Here is a 15,153-nt window from a genome sequence, read left to right as displayed (position 1 = left end):
ACCTCGTCGAGAAGGCCCGGCGACCAGCCCGCCCTCACGCGCAGCGTCAGTTTAGGAAACTCGCCGCGCAATTGATCGACAGGCTGTTCGAGCGCCAGCTCCGAGAGAAACGGCGGCACGCCGAGCTTGAGTTCGCCGACCGGCTCGCTCTCCGGCGAGGCGACCGACATCAGGTCGTCGACCGCACGCAGAACCGAGCGCGCGAGGCCGTACACCTCGTTGCCCGCGGCCGTGGGCTTGAGGGGCTTGCTCTGGCGGTCCAGAAGCTCGATGCCGAGCGTCGTCTCCAGGTTCTGCACGCGGCGCGTGAGGCCCGGCTGTGTCAGGAACAGCCGCTCCGACGCGCGCACGAGCGAGCCGCTTTCGACCACCGCCACGAAGGCTTCCAGATCTCGGGTGTTCACAACGACTCCGCATAAAGATTATCGCGATAATTCAATTGTCGCATAACGTGGCGCTCCCTACGATAGCTGGAGTTGCCACGTTGCGGAGCCAATCGATGGAGCACCCTGCTGAAACCTGTACGCGTGCGATGGCGCGCGAAGCCACCCCCGCGAGCCACGCCAACCCGCCCAATCACGCCAATCACGCCACGCTCACGCTGCCGATGACGCTGTTCTTCGCCGCCGCCGTCGGCGTGATCGTCGTCAATCTGTCTGCGGCCCAGCCGCTCGCCGGGCTCGTGAGCCAGTCGCTGGAGTTGCGCCCGGAATTCGTCGGCGCGGTTGCCATGCTGCCGCAACTCGGCTACGCGGCCGGCCTGCTGCTGCTCGTGCCGCTCTGCGATCTGCTCGAAAACCGGCGGCTGATTTTCCGCACCCTGCTTGCCTGCTCCGTCTTTCTGGCCCTCGCAGCGCTGGCGCGCTCGGGCCCGCTCTTTCTCGGCGCGGCGTTCCTCGCGGGGGCGACCTCCAGCGTGATCCAGATGCTCGTGCCGATGGCCGCTTCGATGGCGCCCGAAAGCCGGCGCGGGCGGGCCGTCGGCAACGTGATGAGCGGCCTGATGCTGGGCATTCTGCTGTCACGGCCGCTCGCGAGCCTGATTGCGGGAACGCTCGGCTGGCGCGCGTTCTACGGCATCGAAGCGGTGGCGGACGCCCTGCTCGCGGTGGTCCTCTTTGTGCGCACGCCACGGCGCATGCCGGGCGTGACGGCGCGCTACGCCGATCTGCTCTATTCGCTCTGGACGTTGCTGCGCACCGAGCGCGTTCTGCGGCGCAGCGCCTTCCTCGCGGCGCTTGCACTGGGCGCTTTCTCCGCGTTCTGGACCGCGGTCGCCTTGCTGCTGTCGCAGCCGCCGTTTTCGCTCGGCATGAACGGCATTGCCGCGTTTGCGCTGGCGGGTGCGAGCGGCGCGATCGTCACGCCGCTCGCGGGCCGGCTGGGCGACCATGGCGCGGGACGCGCGGTGCAATACGCCGCGCACGCGACGATGCTCGGCGCGGTCGTGCTGCTGGGCGTGGCGGGCGCGGGCTGGGGCGGCTTTGCGCCCGCCGCGCATCCCGCGCTGGCGCTCTGCCTGCTGGTTGCGGGCGCGGCTGCGCTCGATGCGGGCGTCATCGCCGACCAGACGCTCGGGCGGCGCGCGATCAACCTGCTCAACCCCGCCGCGCGCGGCCGGCTCAACGCGATTTTCGTGGGAATGTTCTTCATCGGCGGCGCGGCCGGCGCGCTCATGGCCGGCGCCGCGTGGGCCACGGCGCGCTGGAGCGGCGTGTGCCTCGTCGCCCTCGGCTTCACGGTTGCTGTCATCGCGCTGGGCTTCGTTTATCGCGCGTCGCCGGCTTCTGGGCGCTAGCGGCCCGCCCGGTGAGTGGTCCAATGAAAAAGCCGCGGCTGATCCGGCCGCGGCTTTCCTGTACCTGTGCTGCCACTCGCGTATCGGACGACACGCAGCCATGCGAAGCGAAGCGCGCCAGACTCCCCGGTCAATCCGTCATGCGCGCCGCAATGCGCTCACGTCTGCTGATCCGACCCATCCGCGGGCTGCGCGGTGTTGTCGTCGGCGGGCTTTTCGTCTTCCTTCTTCTCGACTAGCTGCTCGACTTCCTTGGCGCCCTCGAAACCGGCAACCGCGGCGGCTGCCTTGGTCAGGAAGCCCGCGTTCGGATCGAGCTTCTCGGCGCCTTCCACAGCGGCGACCGCACCGGCAATTTCACCCACCTTGTCCAGAATGCCCATTTCATCCCTCCAGTTGAAACCCGCTCCGGGCTGACGAGGCGATGTCTCGCCTCCCGTGCGCCAACGCCTTTCATCCAGCGAGCGCGCCGCTTCATTGTGTGCCTGCCCGATGGCCGCATCAATCACTAACTCATTAATCTGACAATGATTAACGATGTTATATACGAACGCATATTGCGACGCGTCAATTGTTTGACTATAGTGAGGTTGTCTCCTCCATGTCTCCCTTGGCATGGTTCAAGCCCGCATGCGCTGCGGGCTTTTCTTTTTGCGGCCCCGCGTTTTCACCGCACGCCGGCTCGCCCCTGGCCTGCGGGCCGCGGCCTGGTGCGCGACGTCCGCTGGCATAATCGTCCCTTCGCCGTTTTCCAGCCCTCCTTGATCTCGCCGCTGCAATGAATCTGCATACCTGGTGGCTGTTCCTCGTCACCGTCTTCGTCGTCTGCGCCATCCCCGGTCCCAACATGCTGCTCATCATGTCGCACGGCGCGCAATACGGACTGCGCCGCACGAGCGCGACCATGGCCGGCTGCCTTTCCGCACTGGTTCTGATGCTGGCCGTTTCGGCGGCCGGCCTCGGCGTGTTCCTGCAAGCGTGGCCGACCATGTTCAATGCGCTGCGCTTCATTGGCGCCGCGTACCTCGTGTACCTGGGCATCAAGGCCTGGGGCGCACCCGTGCCCGAGGCCGCCGCCGACGTTGCCGAACGTGTGGCCGCGCGACCCGTGCGCTCGCCGTTCGCGCTCTATCGCAACGGCTTTTTCGTCGGCGGCAGCAACCCGAAGGCGATCCTTTTCGCGGCGGCGCTCCTGCCGCAGTTCATCGACGCGACCCGACCGGTGCTGCCGCAGTTCGGCGTGCTCGTTGCGACCTTCGCCGTGTGCGAAGTGAGCTGGTATCTCGTCTACGCGGGTTTCGGCTCCCGCATCGGCGCGACGCTCAAGAGCCGTCGCGTCGCGAAAGCGTTCAATCGCGTGACGGGCGGGGTATTCGTCGGGTTTGGCGCAATGATGGCTTTGCTTCGGCAGTAAGGCTCGCGGGGGCGGAGCGATGGTTGCTGCATCTGCGAACTCACACTTTCGACCCGTTTCCGTCAATCAGGTCATTGCACTAGTTGTGGCTGTTCTCGAATTACCAACGGTCACCCGCGTCGTGCGTGCTGCGCATCTTCGGGCGCCGAAAACAAAACAGCGAGCTTGATTGGCGGAGGAAGCCTTTGCAAAGGAGAGGACCGACTGCAACTGGTTGGGAGCGGTGGTCCTATCGGCTTGCAACGGCCTCAGGATTGGTGGGTTGCCACCCCCCGCCGAGCGCCTTGAAGGCGGCGACCGCTGCGCGAGCCGCTTCCGTTTGTGCCTGCACCCGCTCGTCGGATGCGCGCAGCAAGTCTTGATCGGCCTGCAGGACCTCGATCAGGCTAACGGCACCTTTCTGGTAGGCCGCAAACGAGGCCGCTCGCGCCCGGCCGAGCGAAGTCACACCCTGCGCCAGAACGGCAGCCTGCTCCTCGCGCTTGACGAGTGCCGAGAAGGAATTCTCGACGTCCTCCGTTGCGTGCAATGCGGCAAGCCGGTACGCGGCGAGCATCTCGGCCTCCTGACCTTTGGTCTCATTGATCTGCGCATTGATGCGGCCGAAATCGAACAGACGCCAGCGCAGCCCCAGCACCCCGGCTGCCTGATTGGCGCCGCTACTGAACAGGTTGCCGCTGGCCATTGATGTTGCGCTCCCGATCAGTCCACTGAGCGACAGCTTGGGGTAATACTCGGCAATGGCCACGCCGATACGCGCGTTCGACGCCGCCAGGCGACGCTCGGCCACGATCAGATCGGGCCGACGCCTGAGCAACTCGCCAGGAGATCCGGTGCCTGCGATTCCCGGGGCGGCAGGGATCTCGCCGCCCTCGAGGAGTTCCGTCCGATGCGTGCCGGGCTGTGCACCCAGCATGACATCCAGTGCGTTCATCGCCGTATCCAGACCGGCCTCCAGAACAGGGATGGATGCCTGCACCTGGGCCAGCGCCCCTTCGGCCTGGCTCACCTGAAGGTCGGCCGCCAACCCTTTGGCATAGAGAAGGTCGATGGTCGAGAGCAGATCCTGCTGCGTCTGCAACTGCTTGCGCGCCACCTGCAGACGGGCCTGCAATCCGCGAATGGTGATGTAGATGTCGGCAGTCTGTGCTGCCACCGCCAGGCGCGTGGCCACCTCGCCGGCTTCCGAAGCCCGATAGTCGGCAAGAGCCGCTTCCCGCCCGCGACGTAGCCCGCCAAACATGTCCAGTTCCCAGCTCGCGCTGAAATTGGCCTCGTAGTCGTTGCCGTAGCGATCGAAACCGGGCGTTGAATTCAGGACACGTCCCAGCGGCGTTTCGACCGACTGGTAGACCCGGGCCGCCTGGCCGCTTACATTGCCGGAAGGCAGCAGCGCGGCATTCGCTGCCCCGAGTCCCGCGCGCGCCTGCGAGACGCGCGCCGCGGCCTGCGCGAGGTCCAGATTCTGCTCCAGCGCGAGCGTAACGAACCGTGTCAGCTGCGGATCGCCGAAACCCGTCCACCACATGACCAGGTCTGCGCTTGCCGCCGCCTGCCGGTGGTCTACCGCGGCCTGACCCAGGAAATGCTCTGGCATGGCTACCACCGGCCGGACATAGTCGGGGCCTACAGCGCAGCCCGAGAGACTGGCGACAATGACCGCGGCAGGGAGGTGTTTGGGTAGCATGAGTGTCTTCGTGAGGTTCCGGTCGTGACCATAATACCAAATAGTCACTAGTTGTCCATTCCTGTATGCTATGTCCATGAAAAACACCACCACTCCCTCCGCTCCCGCGCGCGGCCCGGCTGGCCACGAGGTGCGGGACCAGATCGTTGCCGCCGCCACCGAGCACTTCAGCCGATATGGTTACGAGAAAACGACGGTCTCTGACCTTGCCAAGGCGATCGGGTTTTCGAAGGCGTACATCTACAAGTTCTTTGAATCCAAGCAGGCCATTGGTGAAATGATCTGTACCAACTGCCTGCACGAAATCGAAAGCGAGGTGCGGACAGCGGTCGCGGAGACGGATCTGCCGCCGGAGAAGCTGCGACGGGTGTTCAAAGTCTGTACCGAAGCCAGCCTCAGGCTGTTTTTCCGGGACCGCAAGCTGTACGACATCGCTGCATCGGCCGCCACGGAAAACTGGCAGGCAGTGCAAGCTTATGAAGCACGTGTCCAGAAGCTACTCCAGGAGGTTCTTCAGGAAGGCCGGCAAAGTGGCGACTTCGAGCGCAAGACGCCGCTGGACGAAACCGCGATGGCGATCTATCTGGTGCTGCGCCCCTACCTGAACCCGCTGCTACTGCAATACAACCGCGACACCACCGACGTCGCGCCAGCGCAGCTCTCCAGCCTGGTACTCCGAAGCCTGTCGCCCTGACCGATGCCCGATAGTGACTATTGACTGAAATGGTCACGAGAACCATAATGGAAGCCGTCATCACTTCATCGATGGGACTTTCATGTTCTCGCGTCGCCTCGCCACCTCCGCACTCGCCTGTGCGCTGCCACTTGCGCTAGCGGCCTGCGGCGAAAAAGCCCCATCTGATCCGCGCACCGAGGCACCGCTGGTGCGCACGGCCATCGTTCAGGCGGCGATCCCCGCGTCCCGTTCGTTTACCGGAACCGTCTCCGCACGCGTGCAAAGCGACCTGGGATTTCGCGTTTCCGGCAAGGTGCTGGAGCGGCTGGTGGATGCCGGCCAGACTGTCAAACGCGGCCAGTTGCTGATGCGCCTCGACCCCGTCGATCTCAAGCTTGCCGCGCAGGCCCGGCAGGAGGCGGTCACCGCCGCGCGGGCGCGGGCGCAGCAGACCGCGCAGGATGAGGAGCGCTATCGCGACCTGCGCGGCACGGGTGCGATCTCGGCTTCGGCCTACGACCAGGCCAAGGCGGCCGCCGATGCAGCCAGGGCGCAGCTCAGCGCGGCCGAGGCTGACGCCGACGTGGCGCGCAACGCGACGGGCTATGCCGAGCTGGTGGCGGACGGGGATGGCGTGGTGATGGAGACGCTGGCCGAACCGGGCCAGGTCGTCAGCGCCGGACAGCCCGTGGTGCGCCTGGCCCACGCCGGGCGCCGCGAGGCTGTCATCCAGCTACCGGAAACGCTGCGCCCCGCCATCGGTTCGGTCGCCCAGGCCACCCTGTTCGGCAACAGCGGTGTCAGCGTGTCAGCCACGTTGCGCCAGCTCTCGGATTCGGCTGATCCGCGTACCCGCACCTTCGAAGCGCGTTTTGTGCTGCAGGGTGTGCTGGCCGACGCGCCACTAGGCGCAACCGTCACGATCGAGATACCGGACGCACGCGTGGCGCTCCACGGCGGCCTGCAGGTGCCGATCGGCGCGGTGCTCGACGCGGGCAAAGGGCCCGGCGTGTGGGTCGTCAACGGAGAACAGGCCAAGGTTGCATGGCGGCCGGTCACGGTCCTTCACCTCGATGACGACAGTGCTCGCGTGTCGGGTGCGTTGAAACAGGGCGACCGCGTCGTTGCGCTCGGTGCCCAGTTGCTGCGCGAAGACGAGCAGGTCCGGGTGTCCGGCCAGCCCGTCGCGGTGGCGAACCAGGGAGCACGCCCGTGAGCGAAGGTCGATTCAACCTGTCGGCGCTCGCCGTGCGCGAGCGCTCCATCACCCTGTTCCTGATCTGCCTGATCTCGCTGGCCGGACTCCTGTCGTTCTTCAAGCTGGGTCGCGCCGAGGACCCGGCGTTCACCATCAAGGTGATGACCATCGTCACTGCATGGCCTGGCGCCACTGCACAGGAAATGCACGATCAGGTCGCGGAGAAAATCGAAAAGCGCATGCAGGAACTGCGCTGGTACGACCGGACCGAGACATACACGCGGCCCGGCCTGGCCTTTACGACGCTGACGTTGCTCGACAGCACCCCACCGTCGGAAGTGCAGGAGGAGTTCTACCAGGCCCGGAAAAAAATCAGCGACGAAGCCGCCAACCTTCCGGCTGGCGTGATCGGGCCGATCGTCAACGACGAGTACGCGGATGTCACCTTCGCACTCTTTGCGCTGAAGGCCAGGGGTGAACCGCAACGCCTGCTCGTGCGCGACGCCGAGTCGCTGCGCCAGCGGTTGCTGCACGTGCCGGGCGTGAAGAAGGTCAACATCATCGGCGAGCAGGCCGAACGTATCTACGTCCAGTTCTCGCATGACCGGCTGGCAACGCTCGGTGTCAGCCCGCAGGACGTGTTCGCCGCGCTCAATGGCCAGAACGCCCTGACGCCAGCGGGCTCGGTGGAGACCAAAGGTCCGGAAGTGTTGATTCGCCTGGACGGCGCCTTTGACAAGCTGCAGAAGATCCGCGATACGCCGGTCGTCGTGCAAGGTCGCACGCTGAAGCTGTCGGACATTGCCACAGTCGAGCGCGGTTATGAAGATCCGGCGACATTCATGATCCGCAACAACGGCGAACCGGCCTTGCTGCTCGGCATCGTGATGCGCGACGGCTGGAACGGGCTCGATCTCGGCAAGGCACTCGACAGCGAGGTCGGCGCAATCAACGCCGGGCTGCCGCTGGGAATGAGCCTGACCAAGGTCACGGATCAGGCCGTCAACATTCATTCGGCCGTCGACGAGTTCATGCTCAAGTTTATCGCCGCTCTGCTGGTGGTCATGCTCGTGAGTTTCGTGAGCATGGGCTGGCGCGCAGGCCTGGTGGTTGCCGCCGCCGTGCCGTTGACGCTGGCCATCGTGTTCGTGGTGATGGCCGCAACGGGCAAGAACTTCGACCGCATCACGCTGGGATCCCTGATCCTGGCGCTGGGCCTGCTGGTGGACGACGCGATCATCGCCATTGAAATGATGGTGGTGAAGATGGAGGAAGGCTACAGCCGTGTGGCCGCCTCTGCGTATGCCTGGAGCCATACCGCCGCACCCATGCTCTCGGGCACGCTGGTGACGGCTGTCGGCTTCATGCCCAACGGCTTCGCGAGATCCACCGCAGGCGAATACACCAGCAACATGTTCTGGATCGTCGGCATTGCCCTGATCGCATCGTGGGTCGTTGCCGTGGTCTTCACGCCCTACCTCGGCGTGAAGATGCTGCCCGACTTCAAAAAGGTCGAAGGCGGCCACGACGCGATCTATGACACGCCACGCTATAACCGCTTCCGTCAACTGCTCACGCGCGTCATCGTGCGCAAATGGCTGGTCGCCGGTTCGGTGGTGGGGCTCTTCGTCCTGGCTATTCTCGGCATGGGCGTGGTCAAGAAGCAGTTCTTCCCGATCTCCGACCGTCCCGAAGTGCTCGTCGAGGTGCAGATGCCCTACGGAACATCCATTTCCCAAACCAGCGCCGCTGCCGATAAGGTGGAGGCGTGGCTGGCTAAACAAAAGGAAGCCAGGATCGTCACGGCTTACGTCGGGCAAGGTGCGCCGCGCTTTTACCTGGCCATGGGGCCGGAATTGCCCGATCCGTCGTTCGCCAAGATCGTGGTCCGGACGGACAGTCAGGAGGAGCGCGACACGCTGAAGCAGCGGCTGCGTCGGGCCATCGCTGACGGTCTCGCCCCGGAAGCGCGCGTGCGGGTCACGCAACTCGTGTTCGGGCCGTATTCGCCGTTCCCGGTCGCCTATCGCGTCACCGGTCCGGACCAGGACAAGCTGCGCGGTATCGCGGCTGAAGTCCAGCAGGTGATGGAGGCCAGTCCGATGATGCGCACGGTCAACACCGACTGGGGCACGCGCTCGCCCACGCTGCACTTCACGTTGCAGCAGGACCGTCTGCAGGCGGTGGGGCTCACCTCAAGCGCCGTCGCGCAACAACTGCAGTTCCTGCTCACCGGCGTGCCTGTCACCGCCGTGCGCGAGGACATTCGAACCGTGCAGGTTGTGGCGCGTTCGGCTGGCGATGTGCGTCTGGACCCGGCCCGGCTCGGCGACTTCACGCTGGCTGGCGCCAACGGGCAGCGCATTCCGCTGTCGCAGGTGGGCAAGGTCGACGTGCGCATGGAAGAGCCGATCATGCGCTGGCGCGACCGCGTGCCGACGATCACGGTGCGTGGCGACATTGCCGACAACCTGCAGCCACCGGACGTATCAACGGCGATCACCGGGCAGCTTCAGTCGATCATCACAAAGCTGCCCAGCGGCTATCGCATCGAGCAGGCGGGCTCCATCGAGGAATCGGCCAAGGCGACGACCGCCATGTTGCCGCTGTTCCCGATCATGCTGGCGATCACGCTGGTCATCATCATTCTCCAGGTTCGCTCGATTTCCGCGATGGTGATGGTGTTCCTGACGAGTCCGCTCGGCCTCATTGGCGTCGTGCCGACTTTGATCCTGTTCCGGCAGCCGTTCGGTATCAATGCGCTGGTCGGCCTCATCGCGCTCTCGGGCATCCTGATGCGCAACACGCTGATCCTGATCGGGCAGATCCATCAGAACGAACATGCCGGGCTGGATCCGTTCCATGCGGTTGTCGAAGCGACCGTGCAGCGTGCCCGCCCGGTGATCCTGACGGCCATGGCGGCGATCCTGGCCTTCATCCCGCTGACGCATTCGGTGTTCTGGGGAACCCTTGCCTATACGCTGATCGGCGGCACGTTCGCCGGGACAATTCTAACCCTGGTGTTCCTGCCGGCCATGTATTCCATCTGGTTCAGGATCCGCCCCGGCAACGCCGCGGGTTCGCACAAGAGCCGGGATCAGCAGTCATCGCATTCAGAGACGATGACACGGGATGCGCTCGAAGCGCGCAGTTAGAACACCATCAACTCACCAAACGGAGCTGTTCATGTCGAATTCCACGGTTGTCGTTGTGACCGGCGTGTCATCGGGTATCGGACGCGCCACCGCCGAAAAGTTTGCGCGGCGAGGTTGTCGCGTGTTTGGCACAGTGCGCAGCCTTGCAAAGGCGGTGCCTGTCTCCGGAGTCGAGCTTGTCGAGATGGATGTTCGCGACGATGCTTCGGTCAAGGCCGGAATCCAGTCCGTCATCGAACGCGCCGGGCGAATCGACGTGCTGGTCAACAATGCAGGAACGAGCCTGATCGGTGCCGTGGAGGAAACTTCGACTGCCGAGGCCCTGTCGCTGTTCGATACCAACGTCTTGAGCATCCTGCGCACGACACAGGTAGTACTCCCTCACATGCGAGAACAACGTGGAGGAAGGATCGTCAATGTCAGTTCGGTGCTTGGCTTCTTGCCCGCCCCGTACATGGGCCTCTATTCGGCGTCCAAGCATGCCGTCGAAGGGCTGACCGAGACGCTGGATCATGAGGTGCGCCAGTTCGGCATCCGGGTAACATTGGTCGAACCATCTTTTACCAGGACCAACCTGGACATCAACGCCCCACTGGCAAGCTCGAAAATCGCTGACTATGATCGCGAGCGGGCCCTGGCATCGAACGCTGTCGTCAACAGTGTCAAAGGTGCCCCCGCGCCCGACGGCGTGGCAGACACGATCGTCGAAGCGGCGCTTGGCACCTGGCGTATGCGTCGCACACCGGCCGGCGAAGCATCCCTGTTGCGCAAATTGCGGCGCTTCATGCCCTCCGGTCCGGTGGATTCCAGCTTGAGGAAAACTTTCGGGCTAGTGTGAAGTTTTCTTCTCGCCGCAGCGTGGTCTGTGCATCACGTTCGCGAGCGCGCCCTGCGCCGACGAGTAATCAGGTGCGGACGTCCATGGTCATGACGACCTCGACGCGTCGCCGATGCTCGCAATCGGAGATATCTCCGCTCTTGCACTCAACCATTTTTTGCCGAGCGCGCAATGCACGCTTTCCAGACTCATTTTGCAGCCGCGGCGGCCGGGTGACACGCGTGTCGACACGGTGGCCCGTTCAGTGGACACCTTGAAAGGAGCATACTCGCTCTGCGAGGTGTGTCATGGAACGCAAGGAATAGCCGTCCGTCGTCAAAAGACATCCGAAGGCACGTTTGAACCAGACTTCGCCCGATTTCGCATGCTGGATCAGTTCACCGCCACAGCCGCCGCTGCTCCCACTGGCGAGCCCTGCAAAGAAACGGACGGCCTCCCATCAACCCCAACAGGAACGTCGCCGACGAGCGTGGTGCGGTAAAGCTGTCGGTCAACGTCGAGATCAAATATATCCGTTGGCGCAAGATGCGCCGTCGAGCGATTGTCCCAGAATGCCACGCTGCCGGGCTCCCATTTGAACCGCACCGTGAAAGCGGAGCGCGTGACGTGCTCCCAAAGCAGCTCGAGCAGGACCTGGCTCTCGCGCGGCGCAAGCCCGACGATCGCCTTCAGGAAGCCGGGACTCACGTAAAGCGCGCGCTCCCCCGTCTCCGGGTGCACGCGCACCAATGGATGCTCGCTCACAAGCGTCTGGTCCTTGACGGCCTTGTCGAACGCGTCTGTGCCGCGCGCACCCTGCGGCGCAGCGAAGCGATGCACGCCGCGTAGTCCGTCGATGAAAGCGCGCAGCGGCGCGGAGAGCTTCTCATAGGCAACAACGAGATTGGTCCACTGCGTGTCGCCACCGAATGGCGGGATCGTCACGCCGCGCAGGATCGACGCAAAAGGTGGGTTGACCGCTGCTGTTACATCGGTATGCCAGCCTGTCCATGGTCGCAGAAGTGGCTCTCCCTCGAAGCGCGTCGCCTTGCGAAACCTGGAAATCGAATAGATCTGCGGGTGTCCTTCGACGTGGCCGAAGACGGGATGCCCGACGGTCAACTCGCCGAACTGTGCCGAGAAGGCAACGTGCTGTTCATGACTGAGGAACTGCTCGCGGAAAAAGATCACGCGCCATTCGAGCAACGCGCCGCGGATAGCCTTGATCTGCGCTGGTGTCAGGGGCCGGGAAAGATCGACACCGCTGATTTCGGCGCCAATATGGGCTGAAAGCGGCTGGACAACGACCTGGGCTTCTTCTGGGACGACGGCTGTGCTCATGACGATTTCCGGTTGAAAGCGTAATACGCGCTCCGATGAGTCAGATCGAAAGAAGCGCAATGACTAACGTCGAGCGCCCCCATCAAGGTCACTGTTCGACGGGAATCCAGGCCGCCGTCGCCGCGTCGCTGGCCCGGAATGCCGGGAATTTCGCCCCCAGCTCCGCGATGGTGTGGATATCGTTCTTCACCAGATCGTCGCGCGTGACGAGCGTGGGCTTCACGAGGATGTGGTGGTCGAGCGGCTGCCCGGCCACGTCGAGCGCCGCGGCGCGCACCGACACGGCGCCCACCACGGCGGGGTTGGTCGCCGCGGTGGCGACCCACGCGCTGTTCGGCGCACGGATCGCCTCGATGTCGGCAGTCGAGATGTCCGCGCTGTAGATCCGCACCTTGCTCGCCAGATTCGATTCATTCGCCGCGAGATTGGCGCCGCGCGCAAATTCGTCATAGGGGGCAATGACCACACGAATATCCGGATGGGCGCGGTAGGCGGCAGCCGCCTGATTGGCAACCGACTGCGCGATCGGATTGTCCACGGTGCCCCAGTGCGCCTTTTCCCGGACGCCTGGGTGATCGCGCTTGAACGCCTGCCAGACGGCGTCGCGCCGGTCGAGCGGCGCAAAGCCCGCTACGTACACATAGCCCGCCGAAAACGCGTTGCCATTGTCCTTGACGGCCTGCGTCAGCAGCAGCGAAGCCAGGTCATGGTCGCTCTGCTCGATTTGCGGGACCTTGGGATTGGCCAGATTGACGTCGAACGCGACGACCTTGATGCCCTTGTCGAGCGCCTGCTGCACAACATCCTTGAGCGACTCGGGCAAGCCGTGATTGACGATGATCGCCGACACGCCCAGATTGATGGCCTGCTGGATCTGGTCGCGCTGCTCGGCCGCGTCCTGGCGCCCTTCGTAAATGCGCAGGTCGATGCCTAGCGCCTTCGCCTGCTTCTGCGCGCCCGCCTCGTAGGCCTGGAAGAAGTCGCCCTCCGAAAGATAATTGACCAGCGCGACTTTCACGCCGCCTTTGTCGAACGGCGCCGGGGCGCCAGCCAGTGCAGCGGCCTGCGCCGTGAGCGTGCTGAACAGGCCCGCCGTGCAGAGCGCCAGCGCGCTGTTGCGAATGAGCCGTTGAATCGATGTCTTCATGACGTTCCCGTTTGTGCGTTGTGATTAGTTCCAGGCGTGACGTGCCGGCTTGACGCCGTTGAGGTAGTAATTGCCAACAAGGTGATACTTCCAGCGCACCGGATCGTGCAGCGTGTGCGTTCGTGCGTTGCGCCAGTGGCGGTCGAGGTTGTGCACGTCCAGCGTCGACTGCGTGCCGGCCAGTTCGAACAGCTTCTCGCCGGCCAGCAGCGCGACTTGTGTCGTGAGCACCTTCGCTTCCCCCACGGCGACCGAAGCGCGCGCCACGTCATCCTCCGTCGTCTCGCCCTTTGCGGCGAGTTCATCGAGCACACGCGCCGCGCGCTCGAGCAAGGCCTCGGCGGCATGCAACTGGATATGCAGATTGCCGACCTCGCGGATCGTCAGGGGGTCGTCGCTTGCACGGTCGACGCCGCTATCGACCCACGGCCGCGAGCGTGAGCGCACGAACGCGAGCGTGTCTTCGATCGCCGCGCGGGCAATGCCCGCGTCGATGGCTGCCTGGATGATCTGCGAGAGCGGACCATTGAGCGTGGGCTGCTCCGACACGCGATGCGCGGGCAACACGAGCCTTGCCGGCACGCGCACGTTGTCGAGCGTCACGGTGCCGCTAGCGGTGGTGCGTTGACCGAAACCGGACCAGTCGTCCACCACGCTGAGCCCTTGCGTGCCGCGCGGAATATAGGCGAGCCAGCCCCTGCGGTCCTCGTCGAGCCCGAGCACGGGAACGTAGTGCGCGAACAGGGCGCCCGTCGAATAAAACTTGGTGCCGTCCACGACGTAGTCATCGCCGTCGCGGCTCACGCGCGTCTTCAGGTCGAGCACGTGTTTTGTGCCCTTTTCCGAAAAGCCGTTGCCAAAGCGCTTGCCGGCGAGGACTTCGCCGAACAGCTCGCGCTTATGCTCCTCGGTGCCGGTCAACGTGATCACGTCGACGAGGCCGAAGTGATTCTGCGGCAGTTGCCCGAGCGACGGGTCCGCAGCAGAAATGATCTTGACCACCTCCGTGAGCGTGACGCTAGACACGCCAGCGCCGCCATATGCTTTGGGCACCGTGATACCCCATAGCCCCGAGCGCGAGAACCACTCGATCTCCTCGTGCGGCAGGCGCCGCTCGCTGTCGCGCTGCGCAGCGCCAACGGCCAGCCGCGCGGCCAGCTCCGTTGCGACCGCAATCGCTTCGCTTTCCGTAGCAATCACATGCGCGGCTTCCGTTAAGGGAGCGGCGCCCAGTGTCTCGCTGCCTGCCAGTGTCTCTGCCATGATTTGCTCCACTCGACCAGATTGTGTAGTTTTGCCAACCGCAACATTGCCGGACGTCTGCCGGCCTCAGTTGCGCCCTTCCGCCCGGCGCCCGATGCTGAACGTGAACGCCAGCGCCACGACCAGCAATGCGCCCTTGATGAAGTCCTGCAGGTAATACGGCGCGTTGAGCATCGTGAGCCCATTGAGCAGCACGCCGACGAACACCGCGCCGATCACCGTGCCCGGCACATTGGGCCGCTTCGCGCCCCACACGGCGTAGCCAACCAGCGCGGCCGCCACCGCATCGAGGAGCAACGAATGCCCCGCGCTCACGTCGCCTCGCCCCACGCGCGCGGCGATCAGCAGTCCGCCGAGCGAGGCGATCGTCGCGGAAGCGACATAGGCCGCCAGCCGGTAGCGGGCCGTTGGCGCGCCGGCCAGCCGGGCTGCCGTCTCGTTGCCGCCGATCGCATAGACCACCCGGCCCCAGCGCGTGGAGCCCATGACGAATGAGATGAGCGCGGTCAGCACGAGCAGCACGATGACAGGCACCGGCACCACGTCGAAGATCCGTGCGCGCCCTAGCGCGAGGAACGCGTCGGGGAACGTGCCGCTCGCTTCGGTGCCGTCGGGCAGGATCGTGCCCCGCGCCAGCGAGCCGCCCCCGGTGGGAAA

Annotated in this window: 13 protein-coding genes; 6 read left to right on the top strand and 7 right to left on the bottom strand. The window is 64.7% G+C overall.

The annotated features are described in order from the left end of the window. Window positions 1-404, bottom strand: a 404-nt coding sequence (locus AB4Y44_RS41475) for a LysR family transcriptional regulator (protein ID WP_368702724.1), incomplete at its 3' end; no start/stop codon positions are given. Between the two features lie 95 nt (window positions 405-499). On the opposite strand from AB4Y44_RS41475, the gene AB4Y44_RS41470 reads away from it, so the two are divergent. After that, window positions 500-1,798, top strand: a complete 1,299-nt coding sequence (locus AB4Y44_RS41470; RefSeq protein WP_368702723.1) for an MFS transporter — start codon at window positions 500-502, stop codon at window positions 1,796-1,798. A 158-nt stretch (window positions 1,799-1,956) separates the two neighbouring features. On the opposite strand, the gene AB4Y44_RS41465 is transcribed toward AB4Y44_RS41470, so the two are convergent. Further along, a complete protein-coding gene (locus AB4Y44_RS41465; RefSeq protein ID WP_028205419.1) occupies window positions 1,957-2,181 on the bottom strand; it encodes a hypothetical protein in 225 nt (74 codons plus the stop codon). A gap of 395 nt (window positions 2,182-2,576) precedes the next feature. Between AB4Y44_RS41465 and AB4Y44_RS41460 the strand changes: the two genes are divergently transcribed. Next, window positions 2,577-3,212: a LysE family translocator gene (locus AB4Y44_RS41460; RefSeq protein ID WP_368702722.1), complete on the top strand. Its 636-nt coding sequence runs from the start codon at window positions 2,577-2,579 to the stop codon at window positions 3,210-3,212. 229 nt (window positions 3,213-3,441) lie between these two features. Here the strand turns inward: AB4Y44_RS41460 and AB4Y44_RS41455 are convergent, their stop codons facing one another. Next, on the bottom strand, window positions 3,442-4,899 hold the full coding sequence (locus tag AB4Y44_RS41455; protein WP_368702721.1) for an efflux transporter outer membrane subunit: 1,458 nt from the start codon (window positions 4,897-4,899) through the stop codon (window positions 3,442-3,444). Between the two features lie 76 nt (window positions 4,900-4,975). Between AB4Y44_RS41455 and AB4Y44_RS41450 the strand changes: the two genes are divergently transcribed. From AB4Y44_RS41450 to AB4Y44_RS41435, 4 genes are all read left to right on the top strand, one after another. Continuing rightward, window positions 4,976-5,593: a TetR/AcrR family transcriptional regulator gene (locus tag AB4Y44_RS41450; RefSeq protein ID WP_368702720.1), complete on the top strand. Its 618-nt coding sequence runs from the start codon at window positions 4,976-4,978 to the stop codon at window positions 5,591-5,593. An 82-nt stretch (window positions 5,594-5,675) separates the two neighbouring features. Further along, complete coding sequence (locus AB4Y44_RS41445) at window positions 5,676-6,791, top strand: efflux RND transporter periplasmic adaptor subunit (RefSeq protein WP_368702719.1); 1,116 nt, start codon at window positions 5,676-5,678, stop codon at window positions 6,789-6,791. Next, entirely contained in the window at window positions 6,788-9,928 is a 3,141-nt protein-coding gene (locus tag AB4Y44_RS41440; RefSeq protein ID WP_368702718.1) for an efflux RND transporter permease subunit, read from the top strand. Before AB4Y44_RS41445 ends, AB4Y44_RS41440 begins: the two co-directional genes overlap by 4 nt. 31 nt (window positions 9,929-9,959) lie before the next feature. Beyond that, window positions 9,960-10,766 (top strand): oxidoreductase, encoded by an 807-nt coding sequence (locus AB4Y44_RS41435; RefSeq protein WP_368702717.1) that lies wholly within the window; start codon window positions 9,960-9,962, stop codon window positions 10,764-10,766. Window positions 10,767-11,138: 372 nt separating this feature from the next. On the opposite strand, the gene AB4Y44_RS41430 is transcribed toward AB4Y44_RS41435, so the two are convergent. The 4 genes from AB4Y44_RS41430 to AB4Y44_RS41415 form a co-directional block, all read right to left on the bottom strand. Then, on the bottom strand, window positions 11,139-12,086 hold the full coding sequence (locus AB4Y44_RS41430) for a TauD/TfdA dioxygenase family protein (RefSeq protein ID WP_368702716.1): 948 nt from the start codon (window positions 12,084-12,086) through the stop codon (window positions 11,139-11,141). Window positions 12,087-12,174: 88 nt separating this feature from the next. Continuing rightward, entirely contained in the window at window positions 12,175-13,233 is a 1,059-nt protein-coding gene (locus AB4Y44_RS41425; protein ID WP_342922908.1) for a substrate-binding domain-containing protein, read from the bottom strand. A gap of 24 nt (window positions 13,234-13,257) precedes the next feature. Beyond that, window positions 13,258-14,496, bottom strand: a complete 1,239-nt coding sequence (locus AB4Y44_RS41420; protein ID WP_368702715.1) for an SfnB family sulfur acquisition oxidoreductase — start codon at window positions 14,494-14,496, stop codon at window positions 13,258-13,260. 66 nt (window positions 14,497-14,562) lie between these two features. Further along, window positions 14,563-15,153: ABC transporter permease (locus tag AB4Y44_RS41415; protein ID WP_368702714.1), on the bottom strand; the 591-nt coding region annotated here is incomplete at its 5' end.

The sequence above is a fragment of the Paraburkholderia sp. BR10937 genome, from assembly GCF_040965695.1.
Lineage (GTDB): Bacteria > Pseudomonadota > Gammaproteobacteria > Burkholderiales > Burkholderiaceae > Paraburkholderia.
The sequence above is the reverse complement of the archived record's forward strand: the minus strand, read 5'-3'. Positions and strand labels throughout refer to the sequence as shown.